18 protein-coding genes are annotated in these 15,820 nt (G+C 45.5%); 14 read left to right on the top strand and 4 right to left on the bottom strand.

Annotation, left to right across the window (positions count from 1 at the left end):
• Window positions 1–102 precede the first annotated feature (102 nt).
• Complete coding sequence (locus CWO13_RS20340; protein WP_048605369.1) at window positions 103–573, bottom strand: TIGR02444 family protein; 471 nt, start codon at window positions 571–573, stop codon at window positions 103–105.
• Entirely contained in the window at window positions 570–2,492 is a 1,923-nt protein-coding gene (locus CWO13_RS20335) for an ABC transporter ATP-binding protein (RefSeq protein ID WP_108083436.1), read from the bottom strand. The genes CWO13_RS20340 and CWO13_RS20335 overlap by 4 nt, the downstream gene beginning before the upstream one ends.
• 174 nt (window positions 2,493–2,666) lie before the next feature.
• Between CWO13_RS20335 and kefG the strand changes: the two genes are divergently transcribed.
• From kefG to CWO13_RS20310, 5 genes are all read left to right on the top strand, one after another.
• Window positions 2,667–3,251, top strand: a complete 585-nt coding sequence (gene kefG / locus CWO13_RS20330; RefSeq protein WP_048659151.1) for a glutathione-regulated potassium-efflux system ancillary protein KefG — start codon at window positions 2,667–2,669, stop codon at window positions 3,249–3,251.
• On the top strand, window positions 3,238–5,034 hold the full coding sequence (gene kefB / locus CWO13_RS20325) for a glutathione-regulated potassium-efflux system protein KefB (RefSeq protein ID WP_048659150.1): 1,797 nt from the start codon (window positions 3,238–3,240) through the stop codon (window positions 5,032–5,034). Before kefG ends, kefB begins: the two co-directional genes overlap by 14 nt.
• Window positions 5,035–5,191: 157 nt before the next feature.
• A complete protein-coding gene (locus tag CWO13_RS20320; protein ID WP_029235422.1) occupies window positions 5,192–5,392 on the top strand; it encodes a YheV family putative zinc ribbon protein in 201 nt (66 codons plus the stop codon).
• A 94-nt stretch (window positions 5,393–5,486) separates the two neighbouring features.
• Entirely contained in the window at window positions 5,487–6,077 is a 591-nt protein-coding gene (gene slyD, locus CWO13_RS20315) for a peptidylprolyl isomerase (protein WP_017061108.1), read from the top strand.
• A 218-nt stretch (window positions 6,078–6,295) separates the two neighbouring features.
• Complete coding sequence (locus CWO13_RS20310) at window positions 6,296–7,261, top strand: isoaspartyl peptidase/L-asparaginase family protein (protein ID WP_102433292.1); 966 nt, start codon at window positions 6,296–6,298, stop codon at window positions 7,259–7,261.
• 115 nt (window positions 7,262–7,376) lie between these two features.
• On the opposite strand, the gene CWO13_RS20305 is transcribed toward CWO13_RS20310, so the two are convergent.
• Together CWO13_RS20305 and CWO13_RS20300 are read right to left on the bottom strand one after the other, a co-directional pair.
• Window positions 7,377–7,604 (bottom strand): SlyX family protein, encoded by a 228-nt coding sequence (locus tag CWO13_RS20305; RefSeq protein WP_009848930.1) that lies wholly within the window; start codon window positions 7,602–7,604, stop codon window positions 7,377–7,379.
• Window positions 7,605–7,609: 5 nt separating this feature from the next.
• Window positions 7,610–8,587, bottom strand: a complete 978-nt coding sequence (locus CWO13_RS20300; RefSeq protein ID WP_048659148.1) for a WD40 repeat domain-containing protein — start codon at window positions 8,585–8,587, stop codon at window positions 7,610–7,612.
• A gap of 131 nt (window positions 8,588–8,718) precedes the next feature.
• Between CWO13_RS20300 and fkpA the strand changes: the two genes are divergently transcribed.
• The 9 genes from fkpA to tuf form a co-directional block, all read left to right on the top strand.
• On the top strand, window positions 8,719–9,495 hold the full coding sequence (gene fkpA, locus CWO13_RS20295; protein ID WP_048659147.1) for an FKBP-type peptidyl-prolyl cis-trans isomerase: 777 nt from the start codon (window positions 8,719–8,721) through the stop codon (window positions 9,493–9,495).
• 205 nt (window positions 9,496–9,700) lie between these two features.
• Complete coding sequence (locus CWO13_RS20290; RefSeq protein ID WP_004729851.1) at window positions 9,701–10,426, top strand: helix-turn-helix transcriptional regulator; 726 nt, start codon at window positions 9,701–9,703, stop codon at window positions 10,424–10,426.
• Window positions 10,420–10,809 carry a sulfurtransferase complex subunit TusD gene (gene tusD / locus CWO13_RS20285; RefSeq protein WP_017063709.1) on the top strand — a complete coding sequence of 130 codons (390 nt, stop codon included), beginning with the start codon at window positions 10,420–10,422 and terminating at the stop codon, window positions 10,807–10,809. Before CWO13_RS20290 ends, tusD begins: the two co-directional genes overlap by 7 nt.
• Window positions 10,806–11,162: a sulfurtransferase complex subunit TusC gene (gene tusC, locus CWO13_RS20280; protein WP_102433290.1), complete on the top strand. Its 357-nt coding sequence runs from the start codon at window positions 10,806–10,808 to the stop codon at window positions 11,160–11,162. Before tusD ends, tusC begins: the two co-directional genes overlap by 4 nt.
• Window positions 11,163–11,170: 8 nt before the next feature.
• The gene (tusB, locus tag CWO13_RS20275) at window positions 11,171–11,446 is read left to right on the top strand and encodes a sulfurtransferase complex subunit TusB (protein WP_048659145.1); all 276 of its coding nucleotides are present in this window, start codon (window positions 11,171–11,173) and stop codon (window positions 11,444–11,446) included.
• Between the two features lie 182 nt (window positions 11,447–11,628).
• Window positions 11,629–12,003, top strand: coding sequence for a 30S ribosomal protein S12 (rpsL, locus tag CWO13_RS20270; protein ID WP_004737194.1), 375 nt, complete (start codon window positions 11,629–11,631; stop codon window positions 12,001–12,003).
• A 106-nt stretch (window positions 12,004–12,109) separates the two neighbouring features.
• Window positions 12,110–12,580 carry a 30S ribosomal protein S7 gene (rpsG, locus tag CWO13_RS20265; RefSeq protein ID WP_010435163.1) on the top strand — a complete coding sequence of 157 codons (471 nt, stop codon included), beginning with the start codon at window positions 12,110–12,112 and terminating at the stop codon, window positions 12,578–12,580.
• A 166-nt stretch (window positions 12,581–12,746) separates the two neighbouring features.
• A complete protein-coding gene (gene fusA / locus CWO13_RS20260) occupies window positions 12,747–14,843 on the top strand; it encodes an elongation factor G (protein WP_017061101.1) in 2,097 nt (698 codons plus the stop codon).
• Window positions 14,844–14,990: 147 nt separating this feature from the next.
• A partial coding sequence (gene tuf / locus CWO13_RS20255; RefSeq protein WP_108083435.1) for an elongation factor Tu occupies window positions 14,991–15,820 on the top strand: 830 nt, incomplete at its 3' end.

The following is a 15,820-nucleotide window of genomic DNA, read 5'->3' as shown; positions in this document are numbered from 1 at the left end:
GTTAAACACTTAATTGTGCGTATTAGTCAGTGCATGCAAATGAAGAGAGACAGGGCGCAGTTAAGCTTGGATCTTGATTGAAGAAAAAGGAAAGAGAATGAGCTAGGGCTGAGGTGCTGGTTCAGAAAAAGCGTCGTAGAGGTTTTCTGCTCCTAATAAACGACAGTACTGAAACGCGAGCGGTGATTGCTGGTTAGCGTAAAGCTGTAGGGAGTTTATACAGTCGACGAGATCGGACTGTTGTTGCTTTTCAAGCTGTAACTCAAACTGTAAGGCTTCACGGTATAGTGAGTCGACAACGTGTGCTTTGAGGTGTTTACGTAGCTCTCGATAACTATGAAGCAGGGTTTCAGAGCGGCTCAAGCATTGTTGTACTTTGTGCCACTCTTCTTCAGCAAAAGACAATTGCTGCTCATCAAGCCATTTGAGAAGCAACAGTAAATTGACGTTGCCGTGGAACTGGTTTTGCAAAGCTAGGCACGCATCCTTTACACCGCGCACACTGTAGTACTGAAGGCTAAATTGCCATAGTCGTTCCAGTGTTAGTGATATTGGGGCGTGCTCTGGGCTCATAAGCTATCCATATCCTGTTCCATCTGCTCAAGCTCTTCTTGAGTGGACATCCAATCCATTTCAACTTCTTCTAGCTGTGACTTACTGCTCGCTTGGAGAGCGAGTACTTTATTCAGTTTAGCCTTATTTTCAGCTTCATACAGTGAAGTGTCGGATAATTCTTGCTCGGCTTCTTCAAGAGCCTGAGTTAATTTATCCATCTGTTTTTCAAATTGAGTAAGCTTTTTACGCAGTGGTGCCGTCAGTTTACGGAACTCGGCTTCTTTACGTTTTTGCTCTTTTTTCGCTGCTGCACTGTTGGCACCGTCTTTTGCTGGTGCCAATGCTTGTGCTTCTTTGCGCTCAACTTTCTGCTGTTCGGTTAGCCACTTGTAGTAATCGCTTAAGTCACCATCAAACGGTGCTACTTGGCGGTCGTGTACAAGGTATAAATCATCGGTAGTTGCACGCAGTAGGTAACGGTCGTGCGATACGATAACCATTGCGCCTTCAAACGTCTGCAGGGCAAAAGTCAGCGCTTGACGCATGTCGAGATCCAAGTGGTTGGTTGGTTCATCGAGTAGCAACAGGTTTGGTTTTTGCCATACCAGTAGCGCTAATACTAAACGTGCTTTTTCACCACCGGAGAAAGGTGCTACTTTATCGAGCGCTTTTTCACCTTGGAAACCGAAGCTACCTAGGTAATCACGCAGTTGTTGTTCGGTGTGTTTAGGCGCAATCTGCATCATGTGTTGCAGCGGGGTTTCTTCAGGGTGCAGCGTTTCCAATTGGTGCTGTGCAAAGTAACCAATCTTAACGCCTTGCGAATAGCTCAGTTCGCCGCCTTGTTGTTTCAGTTCGCCTGAAAGCAACTTAATCAGCGTGGATTTACCAGCACCATTTCGACCAAGCAAACCAATACGACTGCCCGGTACTAGGTTCAAGCGAATCTTTTCTAGAATTAGGTTGTCGTCGTAGCCCGCAGATACCTCATCCATCATCATGATTGGGTTTGGTAGTGCGTCTGGCTCTCTAAACTCAAAGCTGAATGGGTTATCAAACTGAGCAGGTAGTACTTGTTCCATTTTCTCTAGCGCTTTAATACGGCTTTGCGCTTGGCGAGCCTTTGACGCTTTGTAACGGAAACGGTCAATGTAGCTCTGCATGTGAGACATCTGTTTCTGCTGCTTTTGGTACATCGCTTGTCGCAGAATCAGTTTTTGCGCTCGTTGGGTTTCGAACGATGAGTAGTTACCCGTGTACTCATTGAGCTGTTGATTTTCAACATGCACGATGCGGTTGACGATAGGGTCTAAGAAGTCTCTATCGTGCGAGATAAGCACTAGCGTACCAGGGTAGCTTTGTAACCAACGCTCTAGCCACATTACTGCGTCTAAATCCAAGTGGTTGGTAGGTTCATCGAGTAGCAGTAGGTCACTGCGACACAGTAGAGCTTGCGCTAGGTTTAAACGCATACGCCAACCACCTGAGAATTGAGTCAGGTTCCACGCCATTTGTTCTTGGCTAAAGCCTAGGCCGTCTAACAGCTCGGCAGCGCGAGCCTTGATGCTGTAGCCACCAATGGTTTCAATCTTGCCGTGGATCTCTGCGACCAAGGTGCCGTTGTCGGCCTGTTCAGCTTTCTCTAGTTGATCTTCAAGGCCGCGGTATTCACGGTCACCATCAATCACGTATTCAATTGCTGTTCTTTCTAATGCTGGTGTTTCTTGAGCAACCCAAGCCATTTCCCAATGGGCAGGTTTGCTGAATGAGCCTGCATCAATAGACAGTTCGTCCTTAATTAAGGCGAATAGCGTAGATTTACCACAGCCGTTTTTACCAACCAAACCGATCTTGTCGCCAGGGTGAAAAGTCGCAGATGCTTGGTCGAGGAGTGGCTTACCGCCGCGTAGCAATTGAATATCAGAGAAAGTAATCATAATTGAAATAGCATAGAAATTAGAGGTGAACAGACGCCTGCATAGTAGGCTGAAACCAGATAAAAGTCGATCACAATGCAATTTGCGTTATGATGCCAATAACATATTAATAACTTTTGCTTAAATTCTTGTGGCCTTGCCACCGTTTAGCCTTCAAAGGAATGTTTCAAAGGAATGAGTAATACTCCCTCGACAGACAAACCCGTGCCAAAGGTGCTGGTCATCTATGCGCACCCTGAGCCGCAAACCTCTATCGCTAACCAGATCATGGTTAAAAAGATAGAGTCACTTGGGAATGTCAAAATCCACGATCTCTACGCCATCTATCCGGACTTCTTTATTGATGTGCCTTCCGAGCATGAGTTGCTGCTTGAATATGATGTGATTGTGTTCCAACACCCTTTGTTTATGTATTCATGTCCTTCGTTGTTGAAAGAGTGGTTTGATCGCGTGTTAGGTAAGGGTTTTGCCTTTGGTGAGCAAAGCGCACTTAAGGGCAAACACTGGCGTAGCGTTATCACAACCGGTGGTAAAGAAGAGGCGTTTGGTGCCGCAGGCTATAATAAATATCCATTACAAGAGATTTTGCAACCATTCGAGCTTACCGCTGCTTTGTGTCAGATGAATTGGATATCCCCTTTGGTTTTACACTGGGCACGAAATGTTACCGATATGACGCGTTACCAACACGCAGAAGCGTATCGAAATTGGTTGCGAGACCCGCTACAAGATATAGGAGCAGATGATGGCTCTGACTAATGATTTTCTACAAAGTAGCGTTATATTTTTAGCGGCTGCTGTGGTTGCGGTTCCTATCGCGCAGCGAGCTGGCTTGGGTTCAGTACTCGGTTACTTGTTAGCTGGTGTCGCGATTGGCCCTTGGGGACTTGGCTTAATCAGTGACGTAGAGGCGATTCTGCACTTCTCCGAATTCGGGGTAGTACTGCTGCTCTTCCTGATTGGCTTAGAGCTTAACCCCAAAAAATTGTGGCAGATGCGAGCCCCCATTCTCGGGCTGGGTGGCGCGCAAGTGCTGATCACCACCCTGATTATTACCGCCATCGCCTGTATGTTCGGTTTAACGTGGCAAACTAGCCTAGTGATAGGTATGGGCTTAGCTTTGTCTTCGACCGCAATCGCGTTGCGGGTTATTGAAGAGCGTGAACTCGGTGGTAAAGAAGCGGGGCAGTCTGGCTTTGCAGTGTTACTTTTCCAAGATATTGCAGTAATCCCTATGCTAGCAATGCTACCTTTGCTAGCAGGTAATACAGGCGGCAGCTGGGCGGACATGCTTTGGATGCTGGGTGGTGTGATTGGTCTGCTGGTCGGTGGCCACTTCTTATTGAGGCCTTTGTTCCGCTACGTCGTTATGAGTGGTGTGCGTGAGCTATTTACTGTTGCAGCGCTGTTACTTGTGATTGGTATTGCCGTCATCATGCAACAGATTGGCTTGTCGATGGCATTGGGTACTTTCCTAGCGGGCGTGCTTCTAGCTGAAAGTGAATATCGACATGAGCTTGAAATTGCGATTGACCCATTCAAAGGGTTGTTGCTTGGTCTGTTCTTCATCTCTGTGGGTATGGCGGTGAATTTAGGTTTACTTGCTGAAAGCCCATTCGCGATACTGATTGCTGTATTAGCTCTCGTGGTTTTGAAAGGCTTAGTGCTGTATGGGCTAGCTCGTATTTTCGGTACTCAAGCCAAAGCCCGTAGTCGCATGGCGATGATTCTCAGCCAAGGTGGTGAGTTCGCTTTCGTTATTTTTACCGCGGCGAGTGCTCAAGGTATCTTAAGCGGCGAACAAGTGTCGTTCTTACTGGTGGTTGTGAGTTTGTCGATGGTGACCACGCCATTGATGCTCAAGCTGCAAGACCGATTCTTTGCTCGTCAACTTAACCAAATCAGCGAAAACGCAATGTCTTCGGATGTTGTCGATCGCAGTCCTCGAGTGATCATTGCAGGCTTTGGTCGTTTTGGTCAGATCATTGGTCGTTTGATGTATGCCAATAAGATTCGTATTACCGTTCTTGAGAGTGATGCCAGCCAAATCCATATCCTTAGAAAGTTTGGCTACAAAGTATTTTACGGAGACTCGACTCACCTCGAGCTGTTACGCGCAGCTGGTGCTGATAAAGCAGAGGCGATTGTGCTGTGTACTGATTCTCCCGATGAAATCATGAAAACCGTCGATTTATGTAAGCAGCACTTCCCGCGCTTAAAGATCTTAGCTCGTGCACGAAGCCGTGTTGAAGCATATCAATTACTTAACCACGGTGTGAGTAACTACTCTCGTGAAACCTTCCTTGGTGCACTGGATTTAGGTCGTCAAACATTGACTGAACTTGGTATGCATCCATATAAAGCGAAGCGAGCAGAAGCACACTTTAGAAAGTTGGATAATGGTATGCTCAAAGAGTTACTGCCTCAGCATAACGAAGATGCCGAGTTGGCCCAAAGAGCGAAAGAGGCTCGTAAAGAGCTTGAAGAGATTTTTGGACACGAGATGGAAAACGATCACCAGTCTCGAAACTATTGGCAGTAGCCTGAATTGATAACTAATAGCTTGAGTTTAGAGATATAGCTTGAGCTAAGAAATAACAGTCTAGATAACTAATCTAATAATAAACGTGGTCTCTGCTTTTTCTTAAATAGATCTAGAGTGGAAGAACTACGAATCCAGAGTAGTAAAGGATAAGAACGTGAAACAGAAAAAACGCTTTATCGCAGGAGCAAGCTGCCCAAGTTGTAATACTCAAGACACACTCCGTTGGTGGATTGAAAATAATATCGAGCTGGTGGAATGTGTCGATTGTGACTTCACAGAACAGCGTAAACCGAAAACTGTAGAGAAATCTGAACACGCGAATCAAGAAATGATCGGTATTTTTAAGCCTGAATGATTGAGTTTCGTTAATTGATCCCCATAATATCCGGGTACAGAATTTTTCCTAAGCTCAACTGTTCGAGCTTAGTCCAAACCTCCTTGGAGCTCTCATGAAAATTGAAAAGAACGTAGTAGTTAGTGTTGCATATCAAGTGAAACTTGAAGATGGCGTAGTAGTTGACCAATCAACTGCAGAAGCTCCACTAGATTACCTTCACGGTCACAACAACCTAATTACAGGTCTTGAAAAAGAGCTTGAAGGCAAAGTAGCTGGCGACAAGTTCTCTGCAACGGTTACTCCAGAAGACGCATACGGCGAGCACAACGACGCACTAGTTCAACGTGTTCCTGCTGACGTATTCCAAGGTGTTGAGCAAATCGAAGTTGGCATGCGTTTCCTAGCGGATACTGACCAAGGTCCAATCCCAGTAGAAGTTACTGAAGTAGATGGCGACGAAGTTGTTGTTGATGGTAACCACATGCTAGCTGGCCAAACTCTAACGTTTGACGTTGAAGTTGTAGCGGTTCGTGAAGCGACTGAAGAAGAAGTTCAACACGGTCACGTACACCAAGAAGGCGGCTGTGGCGGTCACGACCACGATCATGACCACGAAGGCGGTTGCTGTGGTGGCGAAGGCCATGACCACGGTGAAGAGAAAAAAGACGGCTGCTGCGGCGGCGGTAGCTGTGGTTCTCACTAATACCGAATTAACGGTTTAGTTTAAGAATCTTGAAAGCCTCCCTTGTGGAGGCTTTTTGTGTTTAGGATTCTAGCTTTTTGATCTCGCTTTTATCCACCAAACCAAGTGTCCGAAAGTCTAAGCATTCGCAAAAAGTTTGGTTTTCGCTATCAGACATCGAACCATGGATGTGGTATTGATAGCACAATATTATAAGACGACGTCAGTGGAGAGTTTGTATGTCACAGCCTTTTTCAATTGCCATTCATGGTGGTGCAGGAACCATCTTGCGAGAGCAAATGAGCGATGAATTAAAAGCGGGTATTACCGAGGCTTTGGAAAAATCGGTTTTGGCTGGTTATAAAATATTGCAATCGGGTGGTGATGCTCTGGATGCGGTAGTCGCATCGGTTAAGGTGATGGAAGACAGTCCCCACTTTAATGCCGGCAAAGGCTCGGTTCTAACGCATGATGAATTTGTTGAAATGGACGCTTCTGTGATGCATGGCCGCGAAATGGATGCGGGGGCAATTGCAGGCGTTCGTCATATCAAAAACCCGATTGAACTTGCGCGTGATGTGATGCTGAAAAGCGACCATGTACTATTGATTGGTGAAGGCGCCGAGAAGTTTGCGTTTGAGCATGAATATACGTTTACTGAGCAAGACTACTTCTTTACTGAACGCCGTTATGACCAGCTTCAGTCGATGAAAGAGAAAGGCATTTTTGCTTTGTCTGAAGCGAAATATGATGAACAGCAAGCTGAGAAATACCCTGACGACAAAAAGTACGGCACGGTCGGTGCAGTCGCATTAGACCAAGCGGGCAACTTAGCGGCAGCCACCAGTACCGGTGGCGTGACCAATAAGAAATACGGTCGTGTCGGGGATTCTCCGATTATTGGTGCAGGAACCATGGCTGAAAATGGCAACGTTGCTGTCTCAACAACCGGGATGGGCGAGTTCTTCTTAAGAAAGATGGTTGCGAGTGATGTGGCGGCACGAATGCGTTATCTCAAAGAAGATGTGCATACCGCTTGTGAACACATTATCCAAGGTGAACTGAAAACCATGGGCGGGGAAGGTGGCTTGATCGCTATCGATGACCAAGGCGATATTCATTTTGGTATGAACAGCTCTGGGATGTATCGTGCAAGCGTTGATACTCAAGGCCGTGTAGAAGTGAAGATTTATGCTGATGAGTAATCTCATACAGGCGTAAATTAAATTACCAAGTACATAAACAAAGGGCGACAGATATTTTCTGCCGCCCTTTGTTTTTCAATTATGGCAAATGAGCAGTAGCCCATTTGAATTGAACTTAATAGTGTGGAGGTGGCGTCTCTTCTGATGCGTCTGCTAGGTTAGAGCCATCCATATTTTTCACTTTGCCAACCACGAACTTCATCTGATCTTGCATTCTCGTGATCAACATTTGCTGTTGGCTAAGCGCTTCATTGAGTTCTTCAATGGTCTGTTCTTGGAAAGCTAGCTGACACTCTAGGTCATTAACGCGGCTTTCTAGTTGTTCAACTCGCTTTTCTGTCATCGTTCTTAATCCACATTCCAAGCTTGGGCAATGCCCGCAGAGGTGCCCGATATCACACGGTTCTTATCATCAAAGGCTGCATCATACACTACCGCACGAGGAGGGCGAGCATCTTTTAGTGGCTCAGCATCGTGGCGAGAAATTCGTTTGCCATCCTGAGTATTCCACACACTCACTTGGCTAGATGGTGTGCCTGTCACCAACATACTGCCGTCATCAGAAAAACGAGCACTCGAGAAAATCAACTGTCGAGACCAGCTTTGCAGTTGTGCTTGAGGTTCGCCCGTTTCAAGATCCCAAATCATTGCTTGGTTGCCGCCATCAGAGGTAAAAGCCAGCTCACCATCGCGTTGTAGCGCGACTCGTACTACTCTTTGTTCATGCTCAAAGGAGCGCAATACCAAGCCCGACTCAGTATCCCAAAGGTAGGCTTTGTAGTCGTTGCCACCGGATAAGGCGTAGCGACCATTGGATGAAAGGGATACGGAATTCACTTTTTCTCGGTGAGCGAGGAACTCCAGACGGCGTCCGGTGACTAAGTCCACATAGATGGCTTTGCCATTAGAAAGGCCAAGCAGTACTTTTTCACCATTGCTAGAGATATCGACATCGCGAATCAAGCCGTCTGAGATAGACCATAGCCCTTGTGCTTGAGTCCAAGATAAGTCCCAAACGGCGAAGTTCATTTGGCTCGCGGTAATGGCAAAACGGCCATTGTCCGAGATACGGATACGTGATACTTGGTTTTCTAACTGATCTTGTGGGCCAAGCTGAGCCAACTCTTGGTTTTGGGCGAGATCCCAAAGCAGTAGTTGTTTTTGCTGAGAGTAGAGCAGGGCGAAGCGTCCATCTCTGCTGAGTGCAAAGCTGGTGGCACCGTTGGGTTCAATTTCCCAACGTTGCTCATCATCTTGGAAGAAAAAACATCCATTTAACAAGGTGATGACAATTGCACATAGCAATGAATGGAAAAATATTTGCATCACGTCTAATAATCCGGTTTTTGTCGAAAGACATATGACTAGTATATTGTTATAACTAACGTATTCACACCAATCTAATCATTAGATTTGTGCACAATAACCAATGGCTTGGCCATTAATTGGAGAATTCAATGAAATCAGTTTTAAAAGTATCACTGCTTGCCGCAACGGTTATGCTAGCAGTTGGTTGTCAGAAAGAAGAACCAAAGGCAGAAGCTCCACAGGTAGAAGAAGTTAAAGTTGAAGCAGTAAACTTTAAAACAGAAGATGACAAAGCGGCTTACGCAATCGGTGTATCTTTCGCTAACTACCTAAGCACAAGCATTGATAAGCCAAGCGAGCTAGGTATCAACCTAGACAAAGATATGGTTCTTCAAGGTATCGAAGACGTATTTGCAGAGAAAACAGCACTTAACGAAGAAGAAACTCGCGCAGCTCTTGAAGCTCTAGACAAGCGTGTTGCTGAAACGATGCAAGCACAAGCGGCAGAAAAATCTGCAGAAGTGAAGAAAGCTGGTGATGACTTCCGTGCTGAGTTCGCTAAAACTGAAGGCGTTAAGCAAACTGAATCTGGCCTACTTTACCAAGTAATGACACAAGGTGAAGGCGCTTCTCCAAAAGACACCGATACAGTTCAAGTACACTACAAAGGTACACTAACTGATGGTACTCAGTTCGATAGCTCTTACGATCGTGGCGAACCAGCAACATTCCCACTAAACCGCGTAATCCCAGGCTGGACTGAAGGCGTACAGCTGATGCAAGTCGGTTCTAAGTACAAGTTCGTTATCCCGCCAGAGCTAGCATACGGTGAGCAAGACACACCGACTATCCCAGCTAACTCAACGCTAGTATTCGAAGTAGAACTACTAAACATCGATAACGCTGAAGCAGCTCCTGCACAGTAATATCGGTCAAAAGCCTCGTACTAAAATACGTTGATTGAATAAAAAGCCTAACTTTGAGTTAGGCTTTTTTTATGATTTGAAGATGAGTATTTGATTTTTAAACTTGTTCTAAATCACTAGTTGCAATGTTAGCTAGGTGTGCAATTAAAATTTTCTGATAAACTTACATAAATTTGTTGATTTTTCACACGAAGGTAAGGAATAAGTGACTACTACAGAAACAGTCAATGCAGATGTGTTACTTGAAATGGAATCAGTCCACGTTATGCCATTCAGTGAACACGATAAAATCATTCTAAGATCTTATGAGGCCGTTGTTGACGGTATTGCGAGCCTTATTGGTCCGTTTTGTGAAATCGTTTTGCACTCTTTAGAAGACCTCAATACTTCTGCGATTAAAATTGCCAACGGCGAAAATACAGGTCGTCAGGTTGGCTCGCCGATCACCGATCTTGCATTGAAGATGCTAAAAGATATTGAAGGTTCTAAGCGTAACTTCTCACGTTCATATTTCACTCGCGCTAAAGGTGGAGTGTTGATGAAGTCGATCACGGTTGCTATCCGCAACGGTGAAGACCGAGTGATTGGCCTACTGTGTATTAACGTGAACCTAGACGCGCCATTCTCACAAGTACTGCAATCGTTCATGCCTACGCAAGACGCAGACGAAGCCGCATCATCGGTTAACTTCGCTAGTGACGTTGAAGAACTTGTCGACCAAACGGTTGAACGCACCATAGAAGAAATTAACGCTGACAAATCGGTATCGAATAATACTAAGAACCGTCAGATCGTGATGGAGTTGTACGATAAAGGTATTTTCGACATCAAAGACGCGATTAACCGCGTTGCTGAGCGACTGAACATCTCTAAGCACACCGTGTACCTATACATCCGCCAACGTAAAACAGAGGATGAAGAGGGTTGCTAAGCTATACACTCCTAGTTAATGGGCCGGTGTATGGCTCACAGTCAGCAAGAAGTGCCTACCAGTTTGCCGTGGCTCTGATTAAACAGGGCCACAAACTTCACAGTGTGTTCTTCTATCAAGATGGCGTCAGTAACGGCTCAGACCTTACCGTACCGGCTAACGATGAATTTGACTTAGCTTCAGCTTGGCAAAAGCTGGCTGATGAGCACGATGTTAGCCTTGAAACCTGTGTGGCTGCTGCGCTAAGACGCGGAGTGATTAGCTCTGAAGAAGCAGAGCAACATCAACTAAGTGCCTCTAACCTAGCAACTGGATTTACTCAGGCCGGATTAGGGAGCTTATCGGAAGCACTACTAACGCAAGATAGGGTGGTGCAGTTTTGAGAAAGTTAGCCTTTATATTTAACAGTTACCCTCATACGACCGCTGCGGGTAGAGAAGGGTTAGACGCCCTGCTTGCTGCGTCCGCATACAGTGAAGACATTGCCGTGTTCTTTGTTGGTGATGGGGTGACTCAGCTTCTTAAAGCGCAGCAGCCCGACGAAACACTATCGCGTGACTACATCTCTGCATTCAAACTTATGGACCTTTACGACATCGAACAGGTGTATGTGTGTCAGCATAGTCTGAGTCAGTTTGGTCTTTCAGCAGACAACCTGTTGATCGATGTGACCACCGTTGAAGCCGACGAGTTAACGCAGAAGTTATCTCAGTGCCAACAGATACTGACTTTCTAAGGGACGCTATGCTTCATATCGTAAAATCAGTCGACAAACTTAAACTCGCATTGACCTACTCTCAGCCACAGGATCAGTTCCTTTTGGTGGAAGATGCGGTGTATGTTTGCCTTCCAAATCATGAGTTATTCACTCAAATCTGCGCAGTAGAGCAGGTGTCGGTGTTAAAACCAGATCTCGATAGCCGAGGTTTACAACTACTTGTCTCAAGTACCATTGATCAAGTTGACTTCGATGGCTTCGTTAAACTGACGGTTTTGAAAGACAAATCAGTGACTTGGTAAGCGTGTTTTATCAGTTTGGTTAAAATTAGACCATCCTGAGCTCTAGACGGCTAAAAAAGATCTGTATATTTCTTGACACACCTCCCACTGCTGAATAGAATTTTGCGTCCCTAATTACGACTTGTGATTAGGGATAGATTTTTCACAAAGCTTACTTTCAAGTAAATTTCAGGAGCTAGTTAATGGCAACTATTAACCAGTTGGTTCGCAAGCCTCGTGTAAAGCAAGTTGTTAAAAGCAACGTGCCTGCACTAGAAGCGTGCCCACAAAAACGTGGTGTATGTACTCGTGTTTACACTACTACACCTAAAAAACCTAACTCGGCACTACGTAAAGTATGTCGTGTACGTCTAACCAACGGTTTCGAAGTAACTTCGTACATCGGTGGTGAAGGTCACAACCTTCAAGAGCACAGTGTTGTACTAATCCGTGGCGGTCGTGTAAAAGACCTTCCGGGTGTTCGTTACCACACTGTTCGCGGCGCGCTAGACTGTGCTGGCGTTAACGACCGTAAACAAGGTCGTTCTAAGTACGGTGTGAAACGTCCTAAGTCTTAATGCATTTTCTTTTTTAAAAGAAAGCGTTAAGTAAGGCCAAACACTATTTTATTTATTATTCTGAAAAGTTTTGGAAAAAACCTGAAGAAGACAACGGAGAATATCCATGCCACGTCGTCGCGTAATAGGTCAGCGTAAGATCCTTCCAGATCCTAAGTTCAAATCTGAATTGCTGGCAAAATTCGTTAACATCCTTATGGTTGACGGAAAGAAATCTACTGCAGAGAAAATCGTTTACACTGCACTAGATTCAATGGCTGAGAAGTCTGGTAAAGACCACTTAGCTGTATTTGAAGAAGCTCTTGAAAATGTTCGCCCAGCGGTAGAAGTTAAATCTCGCCGTGTAGGTGGTTCAACTTACCAAGTACCTGTAGAAGTTCGTCCGGTTCGCCGTAACGCTCTTGCTATGCGTTGGGTAGTTGAAGCTGCGCGTAAGCGTGGTGAAAAATCTATGGCTCAACGCCTAGCTGCTGAAATGCTAGACGCGTCTGAGAACAAAGGTACTGCGGTTAAGAAACGTGAAGACGTTCACCGCATGGCTGACGCAAACAAAGCGTTCGCACATTACCGTTGGTAATACCTTTTTAGTGCTGCAAGGTTCCTTGCAGCACTTCTTTAGTTCCTATGCTTATGCTAGGAACTATTGCTATTTCTAGGGCAAGCAATTTTTAGCGAAGCATCGCTTTTAACGCATAATCTAGGCATAGCAATAGTCCCTAAGTCTCTAATAAGAGGATTCAACCGTGGCTCGTAAAACTCCTATAGAGCAATACCGTAATATCGGTATCGTTGCTCACGTAGATGCAGGTAAAACAACCACAAGTGAACGTATTCTGTTCTATACCGGTCTTTCTCATAAAATCGGCGAAGTTCACGATGGTGCAGCAACCATGGACTGGATGGAGCAAGAGCAAGAGCGCGGTATTACGATCACTTCAGCAGCAACCACTACGTTTTGGCGTGGTATGGAAGCTCAGTTCTCGGACCACCGTATCAACATCATCGACACTCCTGGACACGTTGACTTCACAATCGAAGTAGAACGTTCTTTGCGTGTACTTGATGGTGCAGTTGTTGTGTTCTGTGGCTCATCTGGTGTTGAACCTCAGTCAGAGACAGTATGGCGTCAAGCTGATAAGTACCAAGTTCCACGTATGGTTTTCGTTAATAAAATGGACCGTACCGGCGCAGACTTCTTGCGCGTAGTTGAACAGATCAAGGACCGCCTAGGCGCAACTCCTGTTCCAATTCAACTGAACATTGGTGCTGAAGAAAACTTCCAAGGCGTTGTCGATCTTATCAAGATGAAGGCAATTAACTGGAACGAAGCTGACCAAGGCATGACTTTTACGTACGAAGATATCCCTGCAGACATGCAAGAAATGGCTGAAGAATATCGTACAGAACTTGTTGAAGCTGCTGCAGAAGCAAATGAAGAGCTGATGGATAAGTACCTTGAAGAAGGTGAACTAACAGAAGCTGAAATCAAACAAGGTCTTCGTACTCGTACCCTTAATAATGAAATCGTACTTGCTACTTGTGGTAGTGCATTCAAAAACAAAGGTGTACAAGCTGTTCTAGATGCAGTTGTTGATTTCCTTCCTTCTCCAGTTGATGTCCCTGCAATTAAAGGTATCGATGAAGACGAGAACGAAGCAGAGCGTCACGCAGACGACAAAGAACCGTTCTCAGCGCTAGCATTCAAGATTGCAACAGACCCATTCGTTGGTACTTTAACTTTCATCCGTGTTTACTCTGGTGTTGTTGAAAGCGGTAAAACAGCTTACAACTCTGTGAAGAAGCAACGTGAACGCTTAGGTCGCATTGTTCAAATGCACTCAAACAAGCGTGAAGAAGTAAAAGAAGTACGAGCAGGTGACATCGCAGCTATCATTGGCCTGAAAGATGTGACTACTGGTGAAACCCTTTGTGACCAGAACCATAAGATTGTTCTTGAGCGCATGGAGTTCCCAGACCCAGTTATTCAGATCGTTGTAGAGCCAAGCTCTCAAGCTGATCAAGATAAAATGACTATCGCTCTAGGTAAACTAGCAGCGGAAGACCCATCGTTCCGCGTTGATATGGATGCGGAAACTGGCCAGACTCTAATTTCTGGTATGGGTGAACTACACTTAGATATCATCGTTGACCGTATGAAGCGTGAATTTAGCGTGAACTGCAACGTTGGTAACCCGCAAGTGGCTTACCGTGAGACTATTCGTGGTACAGCGAAAGCGGAAGGTAAATTTATCCGTGAACATGGTGGTAAAGGTCAGTACGGTCACGTATGGCTAAAACTGGAACCATCAGAAGCTGGCGAAGGCTTTGTCTTTGTGGATGAAATTGCCAATGGTATCGTACCGAAAGAGTTTATTGCTTCAGTCGCTAAAGGCGTTGAAGAGCAGATGAACAATGGTGTGCTTGCTGGCTATCCAGTTTTGGATATCAAAGCTACACTATATGATGGTTCTTACCATGAAACAGATTCAAGTGAGATGGCGTTTACAATCGCTGCCTCTATGGCTTTCAGAACGGGTGCACTTGAAGCGCAACCAGTTTTGCTTGAGCCTATGATGAAAGTTGAAGTAACTACTCCAGAAGACTGGATGGGTGACGTTGTTGGCGATATTAACCGTCGTCGCGGCATCATCGAAGGTATGGACGAGGGGACAGCTGGCCTGAAGATAATTCGTGCACAAGTTCCGTTGTCTGTCATGTTCGGTTACGCAACTGATTTACGTTCTGCGACACAAGGTCGTGCTTCTTACTCTATGGAGTTTAGTGAGTACGCTGAAGTGCCTAACAATGTTGCAAAAGCAATCATTGCAGAGCGTGGTTAAACAAAAGGAAGGCATTTTTTTTCATTTTTTGAAAGAACAATGCGTCCAAATATTGCGCTAACGAGAGTTGGCGCATAAAATAGCAATTTCTGGCGCGTCTCGCTCAATAATGAACGTGGCGAATCATAACTAGGAAGGAACACGATTGTGTCTAAAGAAAAATTTGAACGTACGAAACCGCACGTAAACGTTGGTACTATCGGCCACGTTGACCACGGTAAAACAACTCTAACTGCTGCTATCTGTACTACTCTTGCAAAAGTATACGGCGGTGTTGCTAAAGATTTCGCATCTATCGATAACGCTCCAGAAGAGCGTGAGCGCGGTATCACAATCGCAACTTCTCACGTTGAGTACGACACTCCAGCACGTCACTACGCACACGTAGACTGTCCAGGACACGCGGATTATGTTAAAAACATGATCACTGGTGCTGCACAAATGGACGGCGGTATCCTAGTTGTTGCTGCGACTGACGGCCCTATGCCTCAAACTCGTGAGCACATCCTACTTGGTCGTCAAGTTGGTATCCCTTACATCATCGTATTCATGAACAAATGTGACATGGTTGATGACGAAGAGCTACTTGAGCTAGTTGAGATGGAAGTTCGTGAACTTCTTTCTGAATACGACTTCCCAGGTGATGACCTACCAGTTATCCAAGGTTCTGCACTTGGCGCACTAAACGGCGAGAAGCAGTGGGAAGACAAGATCGTTGAGCTTGCAGAAGCACTAGATTCTTACATTCCTGAGCCAGAGCGTGCAGTTGACCAACCGTTCCTACTACCAATTGAAGATGTATTCTCAATCCAAGGTCGTGGTACTGTTGTAACTGGTCGTATCGAGCGCGGTATCCTACGTGTAGGTGACGAAGTAGAAATCGTTGGTATCAAAGAGACTACTCTTACTACTTGTACTGGTGTTGAAATGTTCCGTAAACTGCTTGACGAAGGTCGTGCAGGTGAGAACGTTGGTGC

Origin of the sequence: Vibrio sp. ZF 223 (assembly GCF_003050585.1) — a bacterium.
Taxonomy (GTDB): Bacteria; Pseudomonadota; Gammaproteobacteria; order Enterobacterales; family Vibrionaceae; genus Vibrio; species Vibrio crassostreae.
The sequence above is the reverse complement of the archived record's forward strand: the minus strand, read 5'-3'. Positions and strand labels throughout refer to the sequence as shown.